The organism is Streptomyces sp. NPDC014995, from assembly GCF_043080745.1.
Classification (GTDB): Bacteria; Actinomycetota; Actinomycetes; order Streptomycetales; family Streptomycetaceae; genus Streptomyces.
In genome coordinates, this window is the sequence record NZ_JBIBVX010000010.1 from 123985 (window position 1) to 142218 (window position 18234).

At 75.8% G+C, this 18234-nt stretch carries 3 protein-coding genes; all 3 read right to left on the reverse strand.

The window, feature by feature from the left end; translation table 11 throughout:
* Positions 1-9: 9 nt before the first annotated feature.
* Genes ACF1A1_RS21120 through ACF1A1_RS21130 form a run of 3 tightly spaced genes read right to left on the reverse strand, consistent with a single transcriptional unit; the run spans position 10 to position 18143 of the window.
* Positions 10-1143, reverse strand: coding sequence for an alpha/beta hydrolase (locus ACF1A1_RS21120; protein WP_392001787.1), 1134 nt, complete (start codon positions 1141-1143; stop codon positions 10-12).
* Complete coding sequence (locus ACF1A1_RS21125; RefSeq protein ID WP_392001788.1) at positions 1140-3839, reverse strand: thioester reductase domain-containing protein; 2700 nt, start codon at positions 3837-3839, stop codon at positions 1140-1142. The genes ACF1A1_RS21120 and ACF1A1_RS21125 overlap by 4 nt, the downstream gene beginning before the upstream one ends.
* A gap of 60 nt (positions 3840-3899) precedes the next feature.
* Positions 3900-18143: an SDR family NAD(P)-dependent oxidoreductase gene (locus ACF1A1_RS21130; RefSeq protein ID WP_392001790.1), complete on the reverse strand. Its 14244-nt coding sequence runs from the start codon at positions 18141-18143 to the stop codon at positions 3900-3902.
* Positions 18144-18234 lie beyond the last annotated feature (91 nt).

Genomic DNA, 18234 nt, shown 5'->3' on the forward strand with positions numbered 1-18234 from the left:
GGGCCGCCGTCACCGTCGTTCGCCCAGGAAGTCCAGGATGTGGCCGAAGACGTCGAGGGCGGCGCCCCGGCCGAGGAAGGTGTCCAGGTGGCCGTAGCCCGGTATCTCGGTGTAGCGGACGTCGAGCTGGGGCTGACGGTGGGCGAGGACGGCGTGGCAGAGCTTCTGGGAGTCGAGCCACAGACCGTTCTCGCTGCCGGCGAGCAGCAGGACGGGCGTGTCGATACGGGCGGCCGCGTCGAGCGCGTTGGGCGGCAGGGCCCGGTAGCGGTGGTCGGTGTCGTGCCAGCGGACCACGCTGCGGGCGAGCTCGATGCGGCGCAGGTGGGGCAGGATCCACAGCGGCGCCGGGCCGAGCAGCTCGGCGAGCCGGTCGTGGGTGGCCTCGGACAGGTTCTCGTGCACGAAGAGGGAGGCACCGGTGCCCCACGCCGAGTTGTGCAGGATCTGGCAGGTGGGGTCCGGGCAGCTCGCCCCGCGGGAGGCGAGGGCGAACAGGGGCGTGTACCTGGACCACAGGCCGACCTTGCGGAAGTCGACCGGGATGTGGTCGATCCGCGTCCTCAGCAGTTCCCCGGCCACGGACATGCGCAGGGAGGTGCGCCCGGCGAGCTTCGGCGTGAGGAACACGCCCTGGGAGACCACGCCCGCGAGGCCCGGGACGAGTCCGGCGGTCATCGACAGGGACAGGGTGAGGGAGCCCACGCAGTGGGCGACCACGAACAGGGGGCGGTCGCCGACGCGTTCGCGGACGCGGGTGACGGCGGCGGGGATGTCGTACAGCGCCACGTCGTCGTACGTGTACCGCTGTCCGGTCTCGTTGTACGGCAGCCGGCAGCTGCCCCGCCAGTCCAGCAGCCAGGGCTCGTAGCCGTCGTCGAGGAGGGCGTCGACGAGGTTGCGGGTCTCGGGGAGCAGGAACATGTCGGCGGACGCGGTGTGGCCGTGCAGGAGGAGGACGGCGGGACGGCCGCTCTCGCCGGTGTCGACGCGGGTGAGGCCGAGGCGGACGCCGTCGGGCGCGTGGAGGGGGATCTCCTCGACGCGGGCCGGGTCCAGGCGGTGGCGCAGGGGGCGCGGGACGGCGGTGGTCCTGACCCTGCGGAGCGGCCTGCGGGGGGCTGGGGTCGTCCTGAAGATCATCGGTGGTGCTCCGTGAGGTTCGGGGTGCGGCGCAGGTCGAGCAGGTCCGCGGCGGCCCGGGCGAAGGGGCCGAGCAGGCCGCGGCCCATCTCCAGGCCGAACCAGGCCAGCCAGGTCAGCTTGGCGGCGCGCTTCTCCTGACTCGTGAGGTGCGGGGCGACCCGGATGCCGTCGATCTGGTCGCGGACGTAGGAGTCGGCGGGGACGACGACCTCGCCGGTCAGGGTGGCCGGTTCGCCCTCGGGGCCGAGTTCGACCGTGAGGGTACGGGTCTGGCGCCACAGGTCGCGGCGCGCGCGGGCGTACTTGTGGCCCTCCAGCCACCAGAGCCCGCCGTCGGTGTCACGCAGCCGGAGCCGGTAGCGCAGGAGTTGGTGCTCGAGGCCGTGCCGCTGCGGGATGCCCTCCTCGGGGCGGACCCAGACGTCGCCGTGGACGACGGTGAGGGGCTCGGCGTGGATCGCCGGGCAGGTGACCTCGCCGGTGACGTCCACACGGCGTTCCCTCACCAGTTGGTACATGCTCGCGAGGGAGAGGGTGAGGGCCATCGAGCAGGGGGCGTCGGTTCCGTCGTCGACCGTGCGCACGCTGCCCTCGGTCTTCTCGGAGAACCACAGGTACGGCTGGTCGTCCTTGCGCGGCAGCCGGGCGAGTCCGTCGCCGGCGAGCTTCTCGAACGTCTTCAGCTGGGCCCGCGCGTCGTAGCGGGCGGCGGCCGGCAGGCCGAGGGCGTCGACGAGGGCGTCGGTGCGTTCGGCGGTGGCGGCCGGGCCGGTGAGGGTGGCCTCGCACAGTTTCAGGGCGGTGGGGCTCCGCAACACGCGGGTGAGGAAGGCGAGTTCGGGGACCGGATCGGCCTCCAGGCGGGCGAGGGCGTCGGCGCGCCACTCGTCCCAGTCCTGGACGCGGACGTGCATGCCGCCGAAGGCCATGTGGCGGACCACGTCGTCGAGGGTGTTGGGGACGCCGGTGAGGTGGTAGTCGAAGCCCCAGGCGTCGGGTTCGCAGACGACGGCCACGGCGACCCGGCTGACCCAGTCGACGGGGGCGGCGTTGAGGTGGCGGAACGCGGGGACGGTGCGGAAGCGGCCGAACGCCGAGATCAGGCCGCTGCTGAGGTCGCGGGGGTTGTGGGCGCCGGTCCTGGTGTGGCCGCTGATGCCGCCGGGACGCAGGGCGGAGACGATCAGGCCGTGGTCGCGGGCGCGGCGCAGGGCGACCTCGGCGGCCCACTTGGACTGGTCGTAGCCCGCGACGAGCCGGTCGGCGTGGGCGAACGGGTCGTTCTCGCCCATGGAGGCGATGCCGACCTCGTTGAACACCGCGATCGAGGAGATGTGGTGCAGCGGCTTCGGCCGTCCGGTGGTGGCGAGTTCGGCCAGGGTGAGGGTGCCGAGGACGTTGCTCGCCCGCAGCGACCGGTAACCGCGCAGGAAGTCCACGGCCGCGGCCACGCCCACGATGCTGTCCAGTTCGTGGGCGAGGGTGTGCCACAGCTCCTCGGACAGGCCGAGGCGGGGGCTGCGGATGTCGCCGGGGAGGACGGTGACCCGGCGGCGGACCTCGGCGTTCCACGGCAGCCCGTAGCCACGCAACTGCTCGGCCAGCCGGGCGGTCGCCGCCTCCTCGTCGGCGCCGCGGACCAGGCAGTGGACGTGGGCGTCGCTGTGCCGGAGCAGGTCGAGCAGCATGTGGCTGCCGAGGAAGCCGGTCGCGCCGGTGAGCAGGATCCGGCGGGGCGGCAGCGGCTCGGGCGAGTGGACGAAGGGGAGACGGTCGGCGAGGGCGAGGTCGGCCAGGATCTGGTCGAGGTCCTCGGGGCGGGCGGTGGTGCGGGGGGCGTTCCCGGAGTCGGGGAGGGGGAGGGTGACGCTCGGTTGCGGAGGGCGCGGGGACGGGATGGGGGATGCGCCGGGGGCGGGGGCAGGGTGGGGGCCGGCGGTGGTCGGGAGGGCGCCCGGGGGCGGGGGCGCGGACGACGTCTGCGGGGCTGTGGTGGCCGCCGCGGGCGCGGTGGCGGCCGGGACGGCCGTGGTGGGCAGGAAGGCACCCGGGGACGCGGACGCCGACGGAGCCTGCGGGGCGGTGATGGCCGCCGCGGGCGCGGCGGCGGCCGGGACGGCCGTGGTGGGCAGGAAGGCACCCGGGGACGCGGACGGAGTGCGCGAGGCGGTGGTGGCCGGACCGGCCGCCGGGGCGGGCTTGTGGCCGGTGGTCTTCAGTTGGCGCCGGGCCAGGCTGATGGGCCGTGCGTCGGCGAACACGTCGTCGAGGTCCAGCTCCATGCCCAGCTCGCGCTCCAGCTCCGCCGCGAGTTCGACGGCGTGCACGGAGCTGCCCCCGGCGTCGAAGAAGTCGGTGTCCGGGTCGAGTCGGCCCTCGGGGAGGTAGTGGGCGGCCGCGGCGGCGATGGTGGCGGCGAGGGCGTGCACGTCCGGGACGGCGGCTTCGGGGGCCGTGGCCGGGGCGTGCACGTCCGGGACGGCGGCTTCGGGGGCCCCGGCCGCGTCATGGTGGGGCTCCGGGTCCAGGTCTCGGGCGGGCGCGGGCTCCGGCCCGGACACCGTCGGCTCCCCGGCCGGCAGGACCCTGGCCAGCAGCTCGGTCACGCTGAGCCCGCTCCCGCCCCGCTCGATCGCCTCGGCGGTCGCCCGCTGCCCGGCGTTCGCGCCCGCGTCCTCGTTCATGTCACGCATCAGAGCCCTTCATGGTGTGCACGGTCCTTTCCTCCACCGCGGTGCCACAGCCCGCGGTCGTCACCGCTCCCAGGAGCGGAACGCCCGCAGGTGTTCCGGTGTGGCCACGGTCTCCAGCCGTTCGTCGTCCTGGTCTCCCCCGCCGAGCGCGGCCACGATCCGGCGGGCCGGAGCGTTGCGCGGGGTACGCTCGGCCGTCAACCGGACCTTGGCACAGCCCAGTTCTTCGGCGCGGTCCGCGAGCCAGCCCAACAGCCGCTCCTCGACGCCTCGTCCGAGGGCACGGCAGCTCATCAGCCAGGCCAGGACGTCGAGTCGGTCGCCGTCGGCGCGGACGGCGAGCAGGCCGATCTGGCCGTAGTCGCCGAAGCGGTCCCGGGCGGCGGCCGTCCACACCTCGCCCCCGCGCTGCCGCCACCGCTCGAGGTCGCCGCCGTCGGCCGACCGGGCGCGGAGGGTGAACTGGTTGGTACGGCGCACGAGTTGCTCGGCCCGCGGCACGTCGTCCTCCCCCAGGGCACGGATGTCGACCTCGAGTTCCAGCCGGTCGAGGAACTGCTCGAATCCGGCCTGTTCGCGGACGGCGTCCCGCTCCCGCTCCTCGTCGTAGAAGCGGGCCCGCAGCGCGTCCTCGGCCGTGGCCGCGGCGGGGACCAGCGGCCACAACCGGCGCAGGAACTCCTCCAGTTCGGCCTCCGGCGGGCAGGTCACCGACAGCACCTGGGGCAGCTCCGCACGCATCCTGCCGATCTCGGCGGGGTTGTCGTCCAGGAACAGGAAGCTGTCCGGACCGAGGTGGAGGGTGCGGGCCGCCTCCCGCAGGCGGGTCGGCTTCGGCTCCCAGGCGGCGGAGAGCACGCTGAAGTGCCCGGGCTTGAGGAGGCTGTCGGGCCGGTCGAGGACGGCGCGGACGGTCTCCTCGTCGTTGTTGCTGACGAGCGCCAGCAGCGCCCCGGCCTCCCGCCACCGCAGCAGCCGGCGCGCGAGCGCGGCCCGCGGCCCGGACAGGTCCACGGCCTCGGGACCGAGTTCCCCGGCCACCCCGCTCCACAGCGTCTCGTCGCCGTCGACCGCGATCACCTTCGGCGCGGGCCGCAGCACCGCCCGCACGACGTCGGCGAGGGACAGGGCCACCGCCGCCTGGAACGGCGGGGTGAAGGGGAGATGGGCGAGGCGCTCGGTGCGCTCGTCGAAGCGGTCCTCGACGACGTGGTGGCGGGTCCAGTCGTCGGGTCCGAGCACCGCGATGCCCGGCAGGCCGGTCAGCTCGTCGGCGACTGCGCGCTCCCACCTCGTGAGGCGCTCGCCGGGGCGGGCGGACGGCAGGAAGCCGACGACGAGCGGTCTGCGGGTCCGTTCGGCGAGAGCACGCAGCGCGGCCGGGTACTCCGTGCGCAGTTCGGCGAGGAGGGCGTCGTCCACCGGGCCGAACCGTTCCAGGTCCTGGGCGCGCAGGAGGACGACCGCCACCGCCGTCGCCGGGTCGGCGAAGACGCCCGAGGGATCGCGCAGGGCGGCGAGGACCTGGTGGTAGGGGGCCTCGGCGACCGTCGTGGCGCCGTGCGGACCGTCCTCGAGGGCCGTCTCGCACATCAGCGGGAGGTGGCCGAGGGCGAAGGTGGCGGCGAGGGCGAGGGAACGCGAACGGGAGCGGGGCGGCTCGCCGGACACCGCGGCCGTACGCACGGGCGGCGACCCGGCGGACACCGGCGCCGTACCCACCGGGACCGACGCATCGTCCGCCACCTCCCCCAGCAGCCGCACGAACTCCTCCCCCAGCCCGGCCGTGGCCCGTCCGTCCAGGATGTCGAGGCTGTGGTCGAGCCGGATCCGGCCCGCGTCGGGGGTCATGGTGATCATCAGGTCGAGGTCGGAGTAGCCCGTCCCGGCCGGCAGGACGTCGAGCCGCTGGAGGCGGCCCGCGTGGCGGACGTAGTTGAAGTACACCTCCACCAGCGGCGCGTTCGTCCGGTGCAGCCCCTGACGGGCCAGTGTGGGCAGGACGTCCGAGAACATCGCGCCCTTGGTCAGCAGCCGTTCCATCCGGCCGTCGGTGCGGCGCAGCACGTCCGCCACCGGTTCGGCGGCCCGCGCCTCGGCCGGGAACGGCACCGGTACGCCGAAGAAGCCCACCGCGTCGAAGGCGTCGGCGTGGATGCGGGTGTCCACCGGTACGGCGAGCGCGAACCGTTCCTTCTCGCGCTTCCGCGCCAGCAGCACGGTGAGGGTGCCGAGGCAGAAGGCGGCGGGAGTGACGGCGAGCCGGCTCGCGGCCGCCGACACGCGTTCCACGAGCCCGTCGGGCAGCGGGAGGGTGACACTGCCGGCGCGGTACGACCGCTCGGCCGGACGGGGGCTCGTCAGCGTGAGGTCGAGCCGCTCGGCGCCGGCGAAGGCCTCGCGCCACTCGTCGGCCGCCGTGCCCTCACCGGTCCGCGGGGCGCCGCTCCGCCGAGTACCGGTCTGCCGAGTACCGGTCTGCCGGGCACCGGTCTGCCGGGTACCGGTCTGCTGGGCCTCGATCAAGAGGTGGACGTCCCGGTTGGTGAGGTCGCCGCCGAGCGGGGCGCCGGAGAGTCCGGCGTCGATCCCGCCCGCCACGAGCAGCAGGGACTGCAGGTCGCCGACCGCGTGGTGGGCGCCGAAGAGCAGGATCTGTCCCTGCGCTCCCGCGTCCAGCAGCTCGAACCGCCACAGGGGCGCGGTCGCGAGGTCGAACGGCGGTTCCAGCAGCTGCCGGAGCCGCTCGGCCGCGTCGGGCTCCGCGCTCACGGCCGTCCAGCGCAGCAACGGCTCCCCCGGCTCCCGGACGACCTTCAGCTCCCGCCCCTCGGCCCCGGTCACGACGGCCGTCCGCAGGGCGGCGTGCCGTGCGGCGAGGCGGGTGACGATGCCGGTGAGCGTCGCGCGGTCGGTCGGCGTGGCGAGGCGTACGGCGAGACCGACGGCGTGGGCGGCCTGCGGCATGTCCGGGCGGGCGCTGCGCAGCAGGCGTACGACGTCGCGGGGGGCGGGGTGCGTCTCGGTCTCCGGTACGTCCCCGGCCGGGCCGGCGGGCGGCTGCTCCGCCGCCGTGCGTTCCACCGCTCCTTCGGGCAGGGCGGCGGCCAGGGTCCGGGCCAGGCCGTGGATGTCTGCGGCGGCGAACATCTCGGCGGTGGGCAGTTCGACGCCCAGTTCGCGGGCGAAGGAGTTGCGCAGCCGCACCAGCATCAGGGAATCGAGGCCCAGTTCCTTGAGCGCGGTGCTCGCGGACGGGTCCACGACGCCGCCGGAGACCTCGCCGACGCGGGCGCGGACATACGCCTCCAGCCAGGTGAGGCGGTCCTCGTCGGTGGTGGCGGCGAGCACCTTCTTGGCCAGGCCGTCCGCGTCGCCGGTGCCGGTGGGGGCGGGGAGGAGGTCGGCGAGGAGCGGGCGGGTGCGGACCGCGTCCGGGGCGAGGGCGAGCAGTTGCCGGTCCAGGGCCATCGGGGCGAGTTGGCGGCGGGAGGTGCCCAGGACGCGGTCGAACAGCTCGCCGCCCTCCTGCGGGGAGAAGGCGACCAGTCCCGAGCGTCCGGTCTCGGCGGCCCGGGTACCGGACGCGGCGACCATGCCCACGCCGGACCAGGCACCCCAGTCGAGGCTCAGCGCCCGTCGCCCGGCGCGGGAGAGGTGGTGGGCCCAGGCGTCGAGGAAGGCGTTCGCCGCCGAGTAGGGGCTCTGTCCGGGCGAGCCGAGCAGACCGGCCGCCGAGGCGAACAGGACCAGGTTCCGGGCTTCCGGGGCGAGTTCGGTGAGCAGGGCGGTGCCCAGCACCTTGGGCGCGAGGACCCGCAGGACCCGCTCGTCGGTCAGGTTGGCCACGGTCGCGTCGTCGAGGACACCGGCCGCGTGCACGATCCCGGTGATGGGTCCGGCTTCCCGTCGTACGGCGTCCAGGGCGGCCGTCAGGCCGTCGCGGTCGGCCACGTCGGCGCGGGCGAGGTGCACGGTGACCCCGCGCTCCTCCAGGCCCCGGATCCAGCGCAGGGCGTCCGGGTCGGGTGTGCCCCGGTTCATCAGGGCCAGGCGGCGGGCGCCGCGCCGCACGAGCCGCTCGGCGGCGACGCGGCCGAGGCCGCCGAGGCCGCCCGTGACGAGGTGGACGCCGTCGGGGGTGGTGCCGTCCTCGCCGTCGCCGTCGGGGCGGGTGCGGGCCAGGCGCGGGACGAGACGGCCCGACTCGCGCAGCGCGACGAGGCGTTCGTCGTCGGCGTGCCGCAGCTGCGTCCACAGGGCGTCGGCGCCGCCGGTGGGCGGCAGGTCGACGAGCGTGGCCGACAGCTCGGGGTGCTCCTGCGCGACAGCGAGGCCGAATCCCCAGGCGAGGGCCTGCTGCGGGTTCACGACCTGCTCACTGTCCCCGGCGGCCTGGCTGCCCCGGGTGACGACGAACAGGCGCGGGGCACGGCCGCGCGGGCGGTCGGCGAGCGCGCGCACCAGGTGCAGCGCGCTCAGGCAGCACAGCCGGGCCGCCTCCGTGGCGGTCGGCTCGTCGGCGACGGCCGGGGCGTCGAGCGCGGTGAGCAGGACGACGCGGGCGGGCAGGGCGTCGGGATACGCCTCGTCGAGCAGGCGGGCCGGCTGGCCGGGACCGGCGGGGTCGAGGACGTACCGCCCGGGACCCTCGGCGGCGAACCGCGCTCCCCTGCGTGCGACGACGTGCGGTATCGAGGCGGAGTCGAGGCGGGCGACGAGGTCCTCGGCGGTCCCGGTCCCGTCGGCGAGGATGAGCCAGCTGCCGTCGGCGGGCGGTTCCTGGGCGGCCGGGCGGGGCTGCCAGCGGGTCTCGTAGAGGGCGCCGTCCAGTGGGGAGAGGGCGGTGAGCCGGAACTCCTCGATCTCCAGGAGGAGTTGTTCGTCGGCGTCCCACAGCCGTAGGTCGACGGTGGCGGTGTCGCCGGTCAGCGACCGCAGCTCGCAGCTCGCCCAGACGGGCGCGGTACGGCGTCCGGTGCGGCGGACCCGGCCGAACCCGGCGGGCACGAACGCCCGTCCGTCGGGCGCGTCCGCGGGCAGGGCGGCCGTGTGGAAGGCGGCGTCGAGGACGGCGGGGTGGACGTGGTGTCCGGCGGCGGGCCGCTCGGCGAGCCGGCCGACGGCGGCGGTGGCACCGCGGTGACCCGACTCCAGGTTGCGGAAGGCGGGCCCGTACTCGATGCCGAGGGCGCCCAGCCGGGCGTAGAAGGCCGCCGGTTCGATCGCCTCCGGGCAGCTCCGGCGTATGTCGTCCAGGCGCGGTCCGGGGACGGGTGCGCGGTCGGTGACGACGCGGCCGTCGACGTGACGTTCCCAGCGCCGGCCGCCGCCGACGGCCGCCGAGGAGACGGTGAACTCCCGCGTGCCGTCCTCCCCGGCCGGCCGCAGCACGAGCTGCAACCGCACCGGACCGTTCTCGTCGAGGCGCAACGGCTGGACGAACCGCACGTCCGCCAGGCGCACCTCGCCGTCGTCGCCCACGGTGGCCGCGGCCGCCAGGGCCATGTCCAGGAAGGCGGCGCCCGGCAGCCAGATCTCGCCGCTGACCCTGTGGTCGGTGAGGTGCGCGAAGCGGCCGTCGCGCGGGTCGAGGTCGGTCTGGAAGAGGTGCCGGCCGGGTTCGTCGCTGGCCTCGACGTGTGTGCCGAGCAGCGGGGAGGCGCCGGACGAGGTGGCCGGGGCGGGGGCGAGCCAGTGGCGTTCGCGGGCGAAGGCGTAGGTGGGCAGGTCGAGACGGCGGCCCTGCGGGAACAGCGTCGCCCAGTCGGGTGCGCGGCCGGCGGTGTAGAGCTCGCCGACCCGGCGCAGCAGGAGGGCGTGGCCGTCCTGCCGGCGGCGCAGCGAGCCGACGGCGACGGCGTCGACGCCCGCCTCGGCGGCGACGGCCTCGATGGCGGCGGTGAGCGAGGGGTGGGGGCTCAGCTCGACGAAGTGGCGGTAGCCGTCGTCCAGCATCCGGCGGACGGTGTCGGCGAAGCGGACGGGTTGCCGGAGGTTGGCGTACCAGTACGCGGCGTCGAGGCGTTCCCCGTCGACGGGTTCGGCCAGCACCGCCGAGTACAGCGGAATGTCCGTCCGTGTGCCCCGCACGCCGGAGAAGCGGTCGAGGAGTTCCTCGCGCAGCGGTTCCATGAGCGGGCTGTGCGAGGCGAACGGCGTCGACAGCCGGCGGACGGTGACGCCCCGCTCCTTAAGCCGGCGGCCCAGCTCGGCGAGGGCGTCGGTGTCGCCGGAGACAGCGGTGGAGCCGGCGCTGTTGACCGCTCCGACGAACAGCCGTCCCACGTACGGCGCGAGCGACTCCCGGACCTCGGTGTGCGGGAGGTCGACGGCGACCATGGCGCCGTGTCCGACGTGCGGGACGACGGCGTGGGCGCGCCCGGTCACCACGGTCACGGCCTCGTCGAGGGTGAGGGCGCCCGCGTGGTAGGCGGCGGCGATCTCGCCCAGGCTGTGGCCGACCACGGCGTCCGGGGTGACACCGAGTGCGCGCCAGGCGGCGGCCAGTGCCGCGTTGACCGCGAACAGCGTCGGCTGGAGGTACTCGGTGCGCTCCAGCGGGGAGAACTCCTCTGGCGCGCGCAGGACGTTGAGCACGGACCAGCCGACGTGCCGCCGCACGGCCTCGTCGATCGCGGTCAGCTCCTCCCGGAACGCCTCGGAGTCGGCGAGCGACTCCAGTCCCATGCCGGGCCATTGGCCGCCGTGCCCGGCGAACACGAAGGCGACCTTGCCGGTCGGCTCCTCGCGGGGCGCGGCCAGGGGCGCCCGGCCGGACGCCAACGCGTCGAGGTGAGCGCGCAGTTCGTGCCGGTCCCCGGCCACGACGGCCGCGCGCCGCTCGAAGTGGCCGCGGTGGTGGGCGAGGGTGTGGGCGAGGTCCGGCAGGGCGGTGTCCTCGGTCAGGTGGGCGGCCAGCCGCGCGGCCTGCCCGCGGACGGCGGCCTCGCTGCGCCCGGACAGCACGAACAGCCGTTTGCCGTCGGTGACTTCGGCCGCCGGCCGGGGCTCGGCCGCGGGCGCCTCCTCCACGATCACGTGCGCGTTGGTGCCGCTGATGCCGAAGGCGCTCACCCCGGCGCGCCGGATCCGCTCGCCCGTCACCGGCCAGGGCCGTGCCTCGTGCAGCAGCCGCAGTCCGCTGTCGTCCCAGTCGACGTGGCGGCTCGGGGTGTCCGCGTGCAGGGTGGCCGGGAGGGTCCGGTGGCGCAGCGACTGCACCACCTTGATCAGTCCGGCGACGCCCGAAGCGGCCTGGGTGTGGCCGATGTTGGACTTCAGGGAGCCCAGGTGGAGCGGTCGGCCCGGGGGGCGGGTGGCGCCGAAGACCGCGGACAGGGCGTTCGCCTCGATCGGGTCGCCGAGGGTGGTGCCGGTGCCGTGCGCCTCGACGTGGTCGATGTCGGCGGGCGCGAGCCCGGACTGTTCCAGGGCGCGCCGGACGACCTGTTCCTGGGCGGGGCCGTTCGGGGCGGACAGGCCCTGGCTGCGGCCGTCCTGGTTGACGGCCGTGCCGCGCAGCACCGCGAGCACCTCGTCGCCGTCGCGCCGCGCGTCGCCGAGCCGCTTCAGGACGAGCATGCCCGCGCCCTCGGCCCAGATCGCGCCGTCGGCGTCGTCGGAGAAGGACCGGCAGCGGCCGGTGGCGGACAGCCCGCGCAGCCGGCTGAACTCCACGAACGTCTGCGGGGTCACCATCAGGGTGACCCCGCCGGCGAGCGCGAGGTCGCACTCGCCCGACCGCAGGGCCTGGACGGCGAGGTGGGTGGCGACCAGGGACGACGAGCAGGCGGTGTCGACGGTGAGCGCGGGACCGTGCAGGCCGAGCGTGTACGCGAGCCGGCCGGAGGCCACGCTGAGCGCGGAGCCGGTGCCGACGTATCCGTCGAGCTGGTCGAGGCGGGTGCCGGCCAGGTAGTCGCTGCCGAACATGCCGACGTACACGCCGGTGGTGCTGCCGGCGAGGTCGGTGGGCACGATGCCGGCGCGCTCCAGCGCCTCCCACGCCGTCTCCAGCAGCAGCCGCTGCTGCGGGTCCATGGCGGCGGCCTCCTTCGGGGTGATGCCGAAGAAGCCCGCGTCGAAGGACTCGATGTCGTCGAGGAAGCCGCCGTGCCGGGCGTAGGACTTGCCGGGGGCGTCCGGGTCGGGGTCGTAGAGGGACTCCACGTCCCAGCGTCCGGCCGGGAAGGGGCCGACGGCGTCCCGCCCGTCCGCGACGAGCCGCCAGAGGTCGTCCGGGTCGTTCACGCCACCGGGCAGCCGGCAGGCCATCGCCACGACGGCGATCGGCTCGTCGGCCGGTGCGGTGGCGCGGGCCGGTCGCACGCCGGCCGCCCGGGGCGTCCCGCCGTCGAGCGCGGTGCCGAGCAGGTGGCGGGCGAGCCCGGCCGGGGTGGGGTGGTCGAACAGCAGGGTGGCGGGGAGCTTGACGGCGAGGCGGGCGGCGAGGCGGTTGCGCAGTTCGACCGCGGTCACCGAGTCCATGCCGAGCTCGCGCAGCGGCTGGTCGGGCCGCACGGACTCCGCCGAGCGCAGACCGAGGGCGCGGGAGGCCTCCTCGCGGACGAGGGCGAGGACGCGGTCGGCGCGCTCGGTCTCGGGCAGCGCGGCCAGCCGGGCGGCGAGACCGCCGCCCCGGCCGGTGGTGCGGGGCGCGGGCAGCAGCGAGCGCCACAGCGCGGCCCCTCCCCCGTCGGCCACCGTCTCGCGCAGCCGCGGCAGGTCGAGGGCGCAGGCGACCAGGTGGGGCGTGCCGCGCCGCAGGGAGAGCTCCACCAGGTCGCGGCCCTGGCCGGGGGTGAGGGCACGGTGGCCGAGGCGGGCCATGCGCGCCAGGTCGGCGTGCTCGGCGGCGAGGCCCTCACCGGCCCAGGCGCCGAAGGAGACGGAGGTGCCGGGCAAACCTTGGGCGCGCCGGTGGTGGGCGAGCTGGTCGAGGAAGACGTTGGCGGCCGCGTAGTCGGCCTGGCCCGCGGTGCCGAGGACGCCCGCGGCCGAGGAGACCAGCAGGAACATCTCGAGCGGCTGCCCGGCGGTGAGCCGGTGCAGATGGGCGGCGCCGTCGGCCTTGGGCCGCAGCACCCGCGCTAGCCGCTCGGGGGTCAGCTCGGCGATCACCCCGTCGTCCAGGACGCCGGCGCAGTGGACCACTCCGCGCAGGGGCGTCCCGGCGTCGGCGAGGACACCGGCCAGGGCGTCGGCGTCCGCCACGTCGCAGGCGACCACGTGGGCCTCGGCTCCGAGGGCGGTCAGTTCGGCGACGGTTCCCGCGGCTCGTGGATCAGCAGGTCCCTGACGGGACATCAGGAGCAGTCGGGGGACGCCTCGCTCGGCGAGCAGGCGGGCGATGTGGCGGCCGACGGCACCCAGGCCGCCGGTGATCAGGACGGTGCCCTCGGTGGGCAGGGTCCCGCTGTCCGTGGCCCGGGCGCGGATCAGCCGGGGGGCGAGCAACCGGCCAAAGCGGTGGGCGAGTTCCGGCTCGTCCACCAATGCCAGGGTGCCCCGGAGGGCGTCCGCGCAGTCGGTGCCGCCGAGGTCCAGCAGGGTCAGCCCGAGGTCCGGATGCTCGGAACGCGCGCTGCGGGCCAGCCCCCACAGCACGGACTGGGCGAGCCCCGCGACGGCGTCCCCCTCACCGGCGGCGACCGCGCCCCGCGTCACCCAGACGGTCCGGGCTGGCGCCCGCCCGGGCGGCGCGGCGACGAGCGCCTGAAGCTCGGCCAGGCCGGTCGCCGCCAACTCCCCTGCCGCAGCGACGGGATCGGCGTCGGGCGCGGGTCGCGGCCAGAACCGTACGACGACGTCGGCGTCCGTGTCGCTCACCCGGATCCCGGCCGCCTCCAGTTCGCGCACGGCGTCCGGGTCACCGACGACGGCCCACGTACCCCGCGGGGCGTCCGCCGTCGGGTCCACCGCCGTCCACGCCACCTCGTACAGGTGCCGCGCGTTCCGCGAACCGCCGCTCAGGTCCGCCGGCGTGGCCGCCCGGAGCCGTACGTCCTCCAGGCGGCCGGCCGGGAAGCCGTCGGCGTCCCACAGGGTGACGTCGAGGGTGAGGTCGGTGGCCGTCGCTCCCGTCCGGCGGACGGAGGCGGTCAGGTCCGTGGCTCCGCCCGGCGGCAGGGTGCAGCGGCCCACCGCGACGGGCAGCAGCACCCGGTCGTCGGAGGCGTCGAGCGCGGCGGCGACGTGCAGCGCGGCGTCCAGCAGCGCCGGGTGGACGGGGTAGGGGTCGGCCGCGTCACGGGCGGCGGACGGCAGCGACAGCCGGGCGAGCAGTTCCCCGTCCCCCGTCGGCACCGCCTCCCGTACGCCCCGGAAGGCGGGTCCGTAGCCGAGGCCGATCCCCGACAGACGCTCGTACGCGTCCGGCGTCCAGGCCGGGGCGGCGCCCTCGGGCCAGGCCGGGGGCCGGCCCGCCTGCTCCGCGGCCGGCCCGGAGCCGGAGGCGGTGGCGTGCAGGGTCCAGCCCGAGGCCTCCTGGCCGCGCGGGCGGCTGTGCACGGTGACCTCCGCCGCGGGACCGTCGGCGACCACCTCCACGGACACCTCGACCGTGCCGGAGGCGGGCAGGGTGAGGGGGGCGAGCAGGAGCAGGCCGGTGACGTCGGCGGATCCGTCGGGCCGGGCCTCGGCGAGGGCGGCGCGGCAGAGTTCGAGCAGGGTGGTGCCGGAGACGACGGTACGGCCGAACACGGCGTGGTCGGGCAGCCAGTCGGCGGTGGCCGGGGACCACTCGTTGCGGAAGGTCCAGCGGGTCTCGTCCGCCGACCGGAGCTCGATGCCGAGCAGCGGGTGCGCGGCGCGGTCGAGCAGCCCGGCACCGCCGGTGGCGCCCTCGGGTTCGGTCCAGTACGGCTGCGTGTCCCAGGCGTACGTGGGCAGTTCGGCCGGGGACGTCGCGGGAAGCAGACGGTGCCAGGCGATGCCCCGCCCGTGGACGTGGAGTTCGGCCGCGGCCCGGTCCAGGCAGGCGCGCCCGTCCGCGTCGCGGCGCAGCGAGGCGACGGCCACGAGGTCCCGGCCGGTCTCCTCGCCGATCGTGCGCAGGGCGGTCGACAGGGAGGGGTGGGGGCCGAGTTCGACGAAGAAGCGGTAGCCGTCGGCCGCCATGCGGGCCACGGTCGGCGCGAAGCGGACCGGCTCGCGGAGGTTGGTGTACCAGTAGTCGGCCGCCAGCTCCTCGGTGACCGGTTCACCGGTGACGGTGGAGTACCAGGCGACGGACGTCGGGTACGTGGTCACGCCGTCGAGTTCGTCGAGGATCTCCGTGCGGACGGGTTCCACCTGGGCGCTGTGCGAGGCGTAGTCGACGTCGAGCCGGCGGACGAACACCTGCGCGCGGTCCAGTTCGTCGAGGAGCGCCCGGAGCGGCTCCACCTCGCCCGCGACGACCGTGGAGCGGCCGCTGTTGACGGCGGCGACGGACACCCGGCCGCTCAGGCCGGCGAGGCGCGCATCGACCTCGGTGTGGGGCAGCGCGACGACGGCCATGGTGCCGGTGCCGGACAGCGCGGTCAGGGCCTGGCTGCGCAGGGCGACCACGGCGGCCGCGTCGTTGAGGCTGAGGGCCCCGGCGACGCAGGCCGCGGCGACCTCGCCCTGGCTGTGCCCGATCACCGCGTCCGGGCGGACGCCCCGGGCCCGCCACACGGCGGCCAGGGACACCATCACCGCGAACAGGGCCGGCTGGACGACGTCGACGCGGTCGAGTGAGGGTGCGCCGGCGTCGCCGCGCAGCAGGGCGGCGACGGACCACTCGGTGAAGGGGCGCAGGGCGGCGTCGCAGCGGTCGAGCTCGTCCGCGAACACCGGGTCGTGCGCGAGCAGGTCGCGGGCCATTCCGGGCCACTGGGCGCCCTGGCCGGGGAAGACGAAGGCCACCTTGCCGGTGGGGAGGGCCGGGTGAGGGCCGGTGGTGCGGTCGGGGTCGGGCTGTCCGCCGGCCAACGCGGCGAGCGCGGCGAGGAGTTCGTCGTGGTCGGCCGCCTGGACGACGGCCCGGTGCTCGAAGTGGGTGCGGTGGTGGGCGAGCGTCGCCGCGACGGCGGGCAGGGGCGTCTCCGGGCGCTCCCGCAGGGCCACGGCGAGCCGTTCGGCCTGCCCCCGCAGGGCGGGAAGGCCGCGGGCGGAGAGCGGGAAGAGCAACTGCCCCGGCGGCTCGACGCCCACCACACCGACGACCAGGGGCTGCCGCGCGCCGGGCACGAGAGGCTGCCCCGGACCCGGCAGGAGGGATTCTCCCGCGCCGGGTTGGAGAGACTCCTCCACGCCGGGCACGAGAGGCTGCCCCGGACCGGCCAGGAGGAATTCTCCCGCGCCGGGTTGGAGAGACTCTTCCGCGCCGGGCACGAGAAGCTGCTCCGTACCGGGCTCCAGGGACTCTCCCGGGCCTGGCACGAGGTCCCGTCCCGCATCAGCCACCAAGGGCTGTCCCGCGTCGGCCACCGCAAACTGCCCCGCACCAGCCACCGAGGGCTGTCCCGCGTCGGCCACCGCAGGCTGCCCCGCACCAGCCACCAAGGGCTGCCTTCCACCGGGAACCAAGGACTGTTCCCCACCGGGCGCGAGGATCCGCCCCTCACCGGTCATCCAGGACTGCCCCCTGCCGGCCGCCAGAGACCGGCCCGCGCCGTGCCCCCGGCCATAGGGCGCCGCCTCCTCCTCCCGGCGGCCCGCTTCCTCCCGGGGCGCCTCCTCCAGCACCACATGCGCGTTCGTACCACTGATCCCGAAGGCGCTCACACCGGCCCGCCGGACGCGGTCCGCGCGGTGCGGCCAGGCCTGCGCGCCGGTGACCACGCGCAGCCCGCTCCCGTCCCAGCCGATGTGCTCGGTGGGCGTCTCGGCGTGCAGCGAGGCCGGGATCCGCTCGTGGCGCAGGGCCAGCACCGTCTTGATGACCCCGCCGATGCCCGCCGCGGCCTGGGTGTGTCCGATGTTCGACTTCAGCGAGCCGATGCCGAGGGGCCGCTCGGCGGGGCGGCCGGGACCGAAGACGGCGGCGAGCGCGTTGCCCTCGATCGGGTCGCCGAGCCGGGTGCCGGTGCCGTGGGCCTCGACGTAGTCGATGTCCTGCGGGCGCAGCCCGGCGGCGTCCAGGGCGGCCCGCAGCACCCGCTCCTGCGCGAGCCCGTTGGGCGCGCTCAGCCCCTGGCTGCGGCCGTCCTGGTTGAGGGCCGAGCCCTTGACGACGGCGAGGACCCGGTCGCCGTCCCGCCGCGCGTCGCCCAGCCGCTTGAGCAGCACCAGACCGCAGCCCTCCGCCCAGACCACACCGTCCGCGTCGGCGGAGAACGGACGGCACCGCCCCGACGGCGACAGTCCGCGCAACCGGCTGAACTCGACGTGCCCGCGCGGCGTCACCAGCAGGGTCGCGCCGCCCGCCAGGGCGAGGTCGCACTCCCCGGCCACGAGCGCCCGCGCCGCCAGGTGCAGGGCGACCAGCGAGGAGGAGCAGGCGGTGTCGACGGTGACCGCGGGTCCCTGAAGGCCGAGCGTGTAGGCGATCCGCCCGGAGGCCACGCTCGCGGCCGAGCCGGTGCCGACGTGCCCGTCGAGCTGCCCGAGGGAGGCGGCGCCGAGGTATCCGCTGTCGTAGAGGCCGACGTAGACGCCCGTGGAGCTGCCGTTGAGGGTGTCCGGGACGATGCCGGCGTGTTCGAGGGTCTCCCAGGCGGTCTGGAGCAGGAGCCGCTGCTGCGGGTCCATGGCGGCGGCCTCGCGCGGGGAGACGCCGAAGAAGGCGGCGTCGAAGCGGTCGATGCCGTCGAGGAAGCCGCCACGCAGGGTGTAGGCCTTGCCGGTGGCCTCCGGGTCGGGGTCGAGGAGACCCTGGGTGTCCCAACGCCCCGCCGGTACCTCCGAGATGACGTCCTGCCCGGCGTCGAGGAGCCGCCACAGCGCCTCGGGGTCGTCGGCTCCGCCGGGGAAGCGACAGGCCATGGAGATGACGGCGATGTCGTCGTCGCCGACGGGACCCTGCCGTCGGGGCGCCCGCTCGGCGGGCCGTTCCTCGAAGAGGGCGTCGGCGAGCGCCGCGATCGTGGGGTGGTTGAAGACCAGGGAGGGTTCCGGCGTACGGCCGGTCCGCTCCCCGAGTTCCACGCCTAGAGCCACCAACTGGCGTGATCCCAGCCCGAATTCGGCGATCGGACGGTGCGGGTCGACGGCCTGCGGGTCCAAACCGGCCGCCGTGGCCACGGCCGCCACCAGCCAGGCACGCACACCCTCCACGGTCACCATGTCCTCGACGCCCGTCACCCCCTCGACACCCGTCACCCCCTCGACGGCCATCGCATCCTCCGCAGCGGTCACATCCTCCGCAGCGGTCACATCCGCAGTCGTCACATCCTCGGCGGTCGTCACGGACGGCTCGGTCGTCTGG

Bases quoted from the DNA above. Each gene is read 5' to 3' on its own strand.
- ACF1A1_RS21125 (WP_392001788.1), bottom strand. From the start codon at position 3,839: ATGCGTGACATGAACGAGGACGCGGGCGCGAACGCCGGGCAGCGGGCG.
- ACF1A1_RS21120 (WP_392001787.1), bottom strand. From the start codon at position 1,143: ATGATCTTCAGGACGACCCCAGCCCCCCGCAGGCCGCTCCGCAGGGTC.
- ACF1A1_RS21130 (WP_392001790.1), bottom strand. From the start codon at position 18,143: ATGGCCGTCGAGGGGGTGACGGGTGTCGAGGGGGTGACGGGCGTCGAG.